Origin of the sequence: Pseudotabrizicola sp. 4114 (genome assembly GCF_031457365.1) — a bacterium.
Taxonomy (GTDB): Bacteria; Pseudomonadota; Alphaproteobacteria; order Rhodobacterales; family Rhodobacteraceae; genus Pseudotabrizicola.
Window position 1 is genome coordinate 1 of record NZ_JAVDWP010000033.1, and the last position, 6,338, is coordinate 6,338.

At 53.0% G+C, this 6,338-nt stretch carries 3 protein-coding genes; 1 reads left to right on the plus strand and 2 read right to left on the minus strand.

Annotated elements, in window-relative coordinates; genetic code table 11:
- Positions 1-419 precede the first annotated feature (419 nt).
- Positions 420-1,235, plus strand: coding sequence for a toll/interleukin-1 receptor domain-containing protein (locus tag J2X53_RS22215; RefSeq protein WP_349039672.1), 816 nt, complete (start codon positions 420-422; stop codon positions 1,233-1,235).
- Between the two features lie 165 nt (positions 1,236-1,400).
- On the opposite strand, the gene J2X53_RS22220 is transcribed toward J2X53_RS22215, so the two are convergent.
- Positions 1,401-4,439 (minus strand): hypothetical protein, encoded by a 3,039-nt coding sequence (locus J2X53_RS22220; protein ID WP_349039673.1) that lies wholly within the window; start codon positions 4,437-4,439, stop codon positions 1,401-1,403.
- 141 nt (positions 4,440-4,580) lie between these two features.
- Positions 4,581-5,753 carry a MobQ family relaxase gene (gene mobQ, locus J2X53_RS22225; RefSeq protein ID WP_349039674.1) on the minus strand — a complete coding sequence of 391 codons (1,173 nt, stop codon included), beginning with the start codon at positions 5,751-5,753 and terminating at the stop codon, positions 4,581-4,583.
- Between the last annotated feature and the right edge of the window lie 585 nt (positions 5,754-6,338).

Genomic DNA, 6,338 nt, shown 5'->3' on the forward strand with positions numbered 1-6,338 from the left:
TGCTTGCAACATGGAACGGCGCGACGCGGAATGCCGACAGCCTCCGCAAGGAAAACCGTTCCGCCCCGCAGACTTCTTCAGCAGCCTGTTAGATGTCGGTAGCTGACATTCGTGCATCACGCAGCATCACGCACTTTGGGCTCGGACCTGCCTGTCGCTACATCATGCACGAATGTCCGCTCTACTGTTCTGGCCAAGCTGCACGCCCAAATGCGCCACCTAACGCTGTCAGAAAGGCGCCAGATAGCGGTGACGGTCACATCTGGGTAGGGTAGAGCGGTCGGGACAGAAACGACCGTTTCTGACCAAGTGGTTGTGGCAGGAGATTTTAGCTCGATGTAGGAAAAGAACTCAGCGAAAGTCGCACAATGTGGACAGCTGCGCATCATGCCCTTAGCATCTTGTTACAAGAGCGGTGCGTGAGCTTTGCAGATGGTACAAGAATGAGCGGATTCTCGGGGGACAGAAACTACGACTTCTTCTTATCCTACAGTCGCGACGATGCGCCGCTGGTTCTCTCTGTAGTCAAGGAACTCAGCGGGAGCGGGATAGACATTTTTATTGACGAAATTGAGATTGGCTGGGGTGATAGTATCAATGAGAAGATCTTCTCTAGCCTTGAAAAAACTCGAAACATCGTTGTATTCCTCACAGATAGTGCGATCCAAAGCAAATGGGTCAGGAAAGAATTGAGCACTGCTCTAACGAACGAGATAAGCCGTGGCAGTGTCATAATTCTGCCGGTTCTGCTTGCAGACCAAGCCTCCTTTTTTGAAGCATTTCCCTTCATGCGAGACAAAAAGTACATCAAGTTCGAAGGGCCTGAGCACCTCGCTGCCGAAATGAAGAAGTTGATTCGGGGGCAAGCTAGCACGTCGTTTGTGTTCAACCACCCACGTACATACAGTGGACCAGTATGGATTAGGCTCTTTGCGACAGACAAGGATAATGATCACTCGCATAAGGTAACGATCACTTGGGGTCCGTGGTATCGCGGGACAAGCGTTGTCTTGAGCGCTTCTCAACCCAGCTTTCTATTGCATTCAAAAGGAGACGACGACGAATCTTTGCCAATCAGAGTCTACACAGATCGCCCTGCGTACGTCGCATTTGGCCAAGGTATACCATCAGATGGGCGGCAGATTGACCTGAACCCGTTCTGGGTAGATGCGAAGTCACGACTTAAGCGCCTATACGCGTCTATTTTTCTTTGGCCATCTGATCGAAATCGCTGAATTGACAGACTAAAACTAACCGCTTTTCAATGTTTTGGGAGATTCGGGCGAAACTTTATCTCAGTATGCGGCAGTGCTTGCCAAAGATCATGCATTTTTGTTACCGATGCAATGGCCTGCTGTCGCCATGTATAACTCTCAGCGCCGTAAAAAAATGACGTTAAGTCATTCCTCTGTCTCTCGCTCCAAAACCATAAGTTTTGCGAACTCATCCCCCAGAACATCAATTCTCATTCGCTTCTCTTCCGAGCTGGCATATTGGCAAAACATCCGCACAATCTCATGTACGTCATGTGTCCCATGCTCTTCACTACGCAAACTATGATGCCGCGCTGCCCTTCCTTCCAGAAGGCCAACTCGCCTGTGCGCGTTCATCTGCAAAACCAATAGAACAAAGAACGCGTCGGCGACGCCTGGGAGTTTACGAATAATTCCCCGCGGCTTCGAAGCAGCGTATAGAAACACGTCCCACAGCTCCAGAAGAGACTCCTCAGAGCTCGGATTCCAGCCCTTCATGAGAAAATCATCTAAGCCGTTGCTGGAGGACAAAGACTCTATCTCTGCCACTATAAACTTCATCGCTCCAGTCAGGTCACTCTCGTCAAACCGCTCCCCGTCAAAAATACCTCGGCGTGCCGTGGTAAGTAGAAGTAAATACTGGGTCGAAATTATACTTGCCAGCGAGGTAATTTCATAGGGCGCAAGGTCGTCTCCATTGAAAAAGGCTAACGCTAAGCCGTGGACCGACATTAACTCCATCACGTTTGATCTGAATACATAAATAAACCATCTAGCCTCAACAACATCAATCCTTGCCCTAGCAAGCATTTTAGACCTGGCTGAACTTCGCGCTGGCGCTAGCGACGTCCACACCAAGTCAAAGTCATCTGAATTTACGGGAGATAGCCTACGTGCGCGGAATCCCGCATAGAAGTTCCCAAGTATATAGACCGCCTTAGTGCGATTCACCCCGCCTTCACCGCTGAGTATTCCCTCCAACTTTGAGGATAAATGATCAGCAACTATCTGCCTCTTTGATCTAGAGAACTTCAGAAGTCCGTGGATAACTTCGCATGCATTCTGATGGTTAAATTCATGTAAACAAAAAAGCTCATTAAGAATAAAGTCACAGACCTCCAAGACCTTCGCCTCTGGGAGCACCAGATAGTCAAGTGTCCTAGCAACAAAGAACAGATAATTAACTCGCTGATCATCAGAGAGTGCAGAATGCTCCTCTGGAATTGGGCATATCAGAGCATGAATAGCCTGTTGGGACTTGGGACTGCTTCTGAATGTCGAAGTTTGAAGAGCAAGGTGATTAACCACATCCCACTCAGCATCTACAATCTTCTGATACAAATTGCTCTGTATCAAATTCTTCACGCTTCCTGCTTCTTCCTCAATGCGCCTCGCAAAAAAGTACTCCAAGAATGTGCGGTGCGTAAACTTGAAAGTGTTTGGGCCAACCTCACACATAACCCATGCTCGGCCTGTAATGAAGTCAACGAGAGTTCGAGCCGCTTCCACTGACCGAGTTCTGTCTGAATACCATTCCGAGAAGAATTTTCTTACTTCTCTTGTGAGCCATTCTGTGCTTACACCTTCCTCCGCCTCAGCATCACCAAAGATCCGGCTAGCTAGAAATCCAAACAAGTCCAACAAGTCAAAATCCTGTGGGAAAGCAAATACGATGCCGCGCCTTTGATCCCATTTTTCAAACATCAACATAGAGCATTCTTTATATATTTCTGGCCTATTACTAGGAACATCTCCCTTGAATATGAAGATGTAAAGCATCAAACCGAGCATAAGTGGATTCGTTCGCAAATCTGGGGCGTTTGCCTCCGTCTGCGCAAGAAACTTATTTGCCTGCTCTTTTGCTGATGCTGGTTTATGTTGTGATATTGCACATAAGAGATTCACAGAAAATTTCTCAATCTCTGAGTCGTTAAATCTAGAGAGCGTGAACACTCTAAATTCATAGGGAAGTGGGGCATCATTATACCCAACTATTCTCGAAGTTGCCAGTGCAGGACAGGTGGGGTGAACCAGAGAGAATTCCTCTATCTTTGACGCAATCTCCCTCCTCATTCCAACGTTTAATATTTCGTCTAGTCCATCAAAAATTATTACAGCCTGGCCAATACTAAGCAAGTAAGAAATGAATGCAGCGCACTTTTGATCATCATTGGAAAAAAGTATTCTTAGCTCATCGACGATGTAGTCCAGGAAATTATAGCTGGGGTTTAATCTAACTCTTTTCTCAAATGCCCGAAGTACTATTCGAAGAGGTACTTTTAAATCACTTACATCGAAGTGTTTTGCTTTAGGAGCAGCGGCTTCGAGAATTATTTGATTGGCCAAATCATAGCATAGCAGTTGCGTTAGCGTCGTCTTGCCGCCACCTGGATCACCCAGTATCACTGCATTAAAAAATGTGCGCCGAAAGCTCATAAATGGAACTGGCGGACTACCATCCCTATATGCATCTCGGTGCGGCATGACTGTGTCAGACTTCGACTGTATCTCTTCCAATCTAGCAGGCACCACTAGTTTTTTTATTGGAACCTTTCTGGCTCCCTGCGTGGTCTCCACTGTAAGTGTCTTGTTTTGTGCTTCAATATGGCGCGCCACTTTGAGCCGCATCTCGAATATTTCTAGCGCTGAAAAGGTTGCAGCATGATCTAAATCACTACCGCCAGTTGAGATCGCCTCCAGCCTTGCTAGAACCTCGTCACCCCGTTTGTTTACAACATCAATTATCGACTGCGGCCCTAGCGAAGTGGAGAATCGAGCCTTTATTGCTGCGGTCAAGAGTTTGAAGAGGATCTCTGCGTCAATTTCTTCAATTTCGAACGTATCAAGCAGGTGCTTAAATGGTTTGAACATCGGCGCCGGGTCGCGACCGACCATAACGAGTTGCTTGATTGAATCGGGAATTGAGCTGCGCATGAGCTCATAAAGGAAATTATGCATCTCATTTGTGTAGGAACCAAGCTCATGTGCCACATATTTTGTGAGGTCGTCGAAAGCGGCACGTATCGCTGTATCGCTACTCTCTGCGCTTGGCTCTGTGCGCGTGACAGACGCCGCCATAGCTCTGCGAACTTTTCTTATGTCCGAGAACGCCCGCACTGGTCGCTTTAGCCCATCATAGACTACCGAGGTGAGGAACCCTGTTACTATATCTACACCCGGAACCATCTATTTCTCCGCTCTTGACTAGCACTCGTCTTTGACTTCGTTCGTTGGGCCTTCTGATCGTCAGTTCACCCTGTCAGGATGTTGTTGTCTGCGCAAGCGTGACAGCTATATGTCGTTATCGAGTAATATTAGTCTCTGTCTTCACAACTCCCACCCCAGATCTCTATCGAGTTCACGCTGCCGTTCCAGCTCAAGCTGGCGCTGCCGCCTGCGCTCTTCCTCCAGCTCGTGCTCCTGCTTCTGACGCGGGCCGGACTTGTCGCGCTCAAGCACTTGCTTAAGCCGGTTGCGGATGGCGTTCGCTCCGGCTTCAGGGGCGGGTTCATCGGCCCCCAGCTCCTGCCCCGCAATCCGCGCCAACCGCTGCTTGACCTCGTCCGGCTCCATCTCCTTCGCCTGCCGCCCTGCGACGGCGCGCAAGGCCGCCAGACCGGCGCTGACATGCCCATGCCCCTCTTCCCGGGCCTCAGCCCAGGCATCACGCGCCAGCTCCAGCCGCTCGCGCATCTCAGTGAACATCACCTTCGCCTGCCGAACCGCATGCACCCGCGCGCCGCGCTGGGTCAGCGGTTCGTACTCGCGGCCCTCGGCCTCGGCGACCAGCTGCGCGCGGCGCTCAATGGCATTGGCGGCAGGCCCAAGCTTCAGCTCCGGCTCGCGGTCCAGTTCCTCGGCGCGCATGTTGTCGCCCAGAGACAGCGCCTCTTCGCGCTGAACCTCCAGTGACCGGTGATCGACGCGCTCCTCCTGCCCGGCCAGCTCAAGGGCATGGTTCTGCAACCCGGCCCAATAGCCTCGCATGGTCTCGATCTCCGGCCCGCCGGTGCTGGCCGCATCGAGAATGCGGGTTTTCTCGGTCAACCCCTCTGCGGACATGACGCGGGTGGTGGTCAGGATGTGGGCATGGTGATTGCGCTGATCCCCCTCGCGGTGCGGCGCATGGATTGCCACATCTGCCGCCACCCCGTAGCGGTCCACCAGCGCTTGGGCGAAGGCCCGCGCGATGTCGATCCGCGCGGCGTCCGGGATCTCGGACGGCAGGGCCAGCTCCCATTCGCGGGCAGTCACAGAATTGGACCTGGTCTCGCGCGCTTCGGCGGCATTCCAGAGCGCTGCGCGGTCCTGCGCCCAATCCGGCGCATCATTGGGGGCGAGAATGAAGCAGGTCTCGACTCCGCGCTTGGCGGTGTAGTCATGCATGCGCCCTTCCCGGTCGCATTCGATGACAGAGGCCGACCGGTAGGCCGCCGCCGCCGTGGCCGACCGCCCGGCGCTGCGTTTGATCGTCTTGACCGAGAGATGGTAGCTCGCCATGCGCGCGCCCTACCGATCCGGCGACGGGCAAATGCAGGCAGGTTGCCGGACAGGCAAACAGGCAGGCAGGCAAACAGGCAGACTGTCTGCTGGCCATCCGGTCAGGCAGGCCACCGTGCAAACTGGCAGACATGCAGCCGCGCCGACAGGCAGGCGGTCACGCTGCCAGTGATGCGCATGGCCATTGCCGGTATGGGCAAGCGTTTGCCGGACAAGCGCAGCGCGGCAAACCCGGTCCGGCAGCCGGTCCCGCTCTCGGGACAGGCGGAACCGGATCGCCCGCTGATGCTGTCGCCCTCGCGGAACCGCCCCGCTCAAGGGGCCGGTTCCTATGAGGGCGGCAGGGACAGCGGGACGCAATCCAACCGCGCAGGTTGGCCGGGAAGGGTTCGGGAAGGCGGGAAGCGCTTCCTGATCCGATGCAGCGCATCGGACGGGGACGCCGTCGGCGGGGGGCAATGCCCCCGGAGAGACCGCACGCAAATCTCGGAACCGAAGGTGAAGAGTTTGCATAAGTGCGCCCTTGTCCTTTACAGGCCCACGGGTACACGCTAGACGTGCAGGTAGCAAATCTATTCAGCCAGA